The 3,121-nt window shown below is 38.7% G+C and carries 2 protein-coding genes and 1 pseudogene; 2 read left to right on the plus strand and 1 reads right to left on the minus strand.

The features are described 5' to 3' along the window. Positions 1-845 precede the first annotated feature (845 nt). Positions 846-1,976, plus strand: a complete 1,131-nt coding sequence (locus HCJ45_RS14750; protein ID WP_185395778.1) for a rolling circle replication-associated protein — start codon at positions 846-848, stop codon at positions 1,974-1,976. Positions 1,977-1,983: 7 nt separating this feature from the next. Here HCJ45_RS14750 and HCJ45_RS14755 read toward each other — a convergent pair whose 3' ends face one another. Continuing rightward, a complete protein-coding gene (locus tag HCJ45_RS14755; RefSeq protein ID WP_149067782.1) occupies positions 1,984-2,415 on the minus strand; it encodes a DUF1433 domain-containing protein in 432 nt (143 codons plus the stop codon). Positions 2,416-2,564: 149 nt separating this feature from the next. Between HCJ45_RS14755 and HCJ45_RS14760 the strand changes: the two are divergent. Then, positions 2,565-3,121: pseudogene (locus tag HCJ45_RS14760) on the plus strand (hypothetical protein); the annotation flags it as partial.

The raw sequence follows: 3,121 nt of genomic DNA on the forward strand, positions 1-3,121 counted from the left end.
GGTACAAGAAGACCTGCAAGCAGTGCAAGTGACGTTAAAAGATGCCTTTGAATCAGCGACAGGAGATGCGGTATTTATGTGGCTACAAACGACTCGAACAGAAGCGATACAAGCGAGTAGAGAAGCATTGGAAGCTTCATGGTAAGCAAGTACAAGGGATAGAAACGGATTCAATAGGAAGTGTCCACGGTAAATGGCTGACTGAACGGAGAGAAGGAATTTAAGGAGTGGATACGAGCGTCTGATTTACACGCTAATGTTTGCCAATGTTGAACCATTGGCCGAGTTCCCGACGGCGAGGGGGTCTTGAAAAGGTTTTAGGTTTTCACTTGCCAAATGGAATGAATAGAGCTATGCTAAAAATAACTTCATAACGGACGCGAAAAAAGCCTATGAGTTGAACGCTCACAGACTTTTTATACCGTGTAAGAAAGAAACCACCTTTCTTACAGGCTTCGCATTAGTGCTTTGTTATCAAAATAAGAGTATCGGGAGTATCCGATATCCTTATCTTATAAACAAAGCGCTAATAAGTCAATCGGAAAGTAAACGAATTGATAGTGAAAACCTTGTAAGAACGGACGAAACCTCTTACAAGCGAGCTATCGAGGCGTTTACTTTTTTTGTTGAAAAAAATCGAAAAAGACCTCTGAAAACCATCAACCAGCGGAGACGGCACGCCGGGGAGCGCCCAGCGCTCCAACGGCAGTGACCGACGGGACGTCGGAGCTGGGCAAGGAGGAGCGTAGCGACGAGTTTCTTATTAACTTGATTTTAGTTAAACTTTACGAGAAAAAGAAAATAAATGGCAGAGTAGAGCCAATGAGGAAGGAGGTGCAAAGGGCATGGGAGTCAAAAAAATAGACGCTTTCATCAATAACGATGATCGAGTACGAGTAACGGAAATGAATGACATAATAGAGCTGCAGTTTATGAGTCATTGGAATCGAGAATGTCCGATAGTCAAATTGGATAAGTCTCGTTACTTGGTGAAATCGACGGGAGAAATTGGGGAATTTAATCAATCAATGACTCGAAAAGATAATTTAAACTCTTTGCGCCAATCTTTTAAACGGCTGTCTTACTTGATAAATGCCAACTTTACGGGAGCAAACAATGAATTATGGATAACGATGACATATAAAAAGAATATGACCGACAATAAACAAGCTTCTGCAGATTTTGACCGATTTTTGAAGCGATTTAAATATTTTTGTGAACAGACATATGGAAAGACAAGAGGACATATGGAATATGTGAAGGCGATAGAGCCACAAGAACGGGGTGCGTGGCATTTTCATTTATTAGTGAAATTCCCATTGATGAAAAAAGTATACATACCGAACAGTTTATATGCAGCAATTTGGGGTCATGGCATTGTGAATGTGAAACGTCCAGATAGAACGGATAACATAGGAGCCTATTTTACGAGCTATTTGACAAATTTAGAGGTAGAAGAAGGTTTAACTGTCGAAGAGGAAGAAGAACACGTGAGCGAGCTCCTACAGGCTCCTGGAGCACGTACCGTAGAAGTAACGAAGTCGGACGAATCCAAACGAGTGATAAAAGGGGGACGTCTGCACTTATATCCACGGGGCATGCAGTTGTACAACAAGTCGAAAGGAATTAAAATGCCTCTACGAAAAGATAGCAAATGGCGTAAAGCGGTGCGAAAATATGGCTTAAAACCCCAACATTTAGCGCTTCGCAAGTCGTTGTTGATAGAAGATGTGGAGAATGAATTTCAAAATGTGCTGATTATTGAACAGTATAATCGGAATGTGTGGAAAGAGGATTCGATACTGGCGAAAAGGCAGTTTTATTTGGAGCGCTTAGAAAAAGCCGAAAAAGAAGGGGCAGAAACATGGTATTTGGCATTTATGCGGTATGAATTAGACCAAATAGAAAACAAGTATGCCCGTTTAGAGGAAATAGAGGAATTGCAACAAAAAAACAAAGAACTAGTGCGTAATTAGTTCCTTGTCAGAGTGGATGTCGGTTATTTTGAAGGATGGAAGCTTCTAGAGACTGCAGGTCGCTCATAATTTCTTGAACAGAACGAGTGTTTAACGAAGATTCTTCTGTATTAGATTCTTTTTCTTTCTTCTTTTTGGCTTTTTCTTCGGCTTCAATTCCACTAACCGTTTTACCTTCGTATTTGAATTGTGGTTTAGAATATTTGTCATCAAATATTGTTGGGGTGTTAACGACTTCGACACCATTTATGCCATCTAAAGGAGCATCAATTTTTAGCTTTTCATTATTGTTTAAGTAGCCTTCAATATGTACTATACCCGTTGGATTTGTGTAGGTTTTTGTTAGTGTAATAGATTCTATATTGTTGTAGTTGTATTTTAGAAATTTTTCAATCCGTGGTTTTTGTTCCTGCATCAATTCTTTTTCTTGATGTTTCATGTATAAGTACCCTCCAAGTATAACAAATAGTAGTATAATCAGTATAATTATAATGATTTTTATTATCCGTTTTCTTTTTTTATTTTTCATGAAGTCAACTCCCGTTAATTATGCAATACAAGATAAATATAACATATGAGGTGATGAATTTGGCAACATTTACAGATGAGCAGTATTTTAGTTTAGCTGATGAAGTTTATAATAACGACACTTTGAAGCTGGGAAGCTTAATTAAGACAAAAGATGTTTCTGGTAAATATTCTAAATGGCGAGTGATTAACTCAGTTGACAAGCCAGGAAGTGGATTACAAGCTATCGCCGTTGTACCAGCAAAAGAATATAAAAAAGGAAAAATGACGTATGATGACGCTATTTTTGTGGCACGAGGTTCGGAACCCAATACGAAGCAATTTATGAAAGATTGGATTCATACGGATATTGGAAAATTGGGTATTGGTCAGAAACCAGAAGCAGATAGAAAGTTAAAAAAAGCTGTAGGAGAACCGTCTCAAACAGTAGCTGATTTTGCTAAAAAATGGTCGTTACCGGGAAAAGGAATGGCTCAATTACCAGCTTGGTACAGCAATACCGACAACCAATTTTATGATTATCAAGTGTTTGTGAATCAAACGTTAAAGGATTATCAGATTCCAAACTATACGTTTACGGGGCATAGTTTGGGTGGCGCTTTATCGCAATATATGGG

It is taken from the genome of Listeria immobilis (genome assembly GCF_014322845.1).
Lineage (GTDB): Bacteria > Bacillota > Bacilli > Lactobacillales > Listeriaceae > Listeria > Listeria immobilis.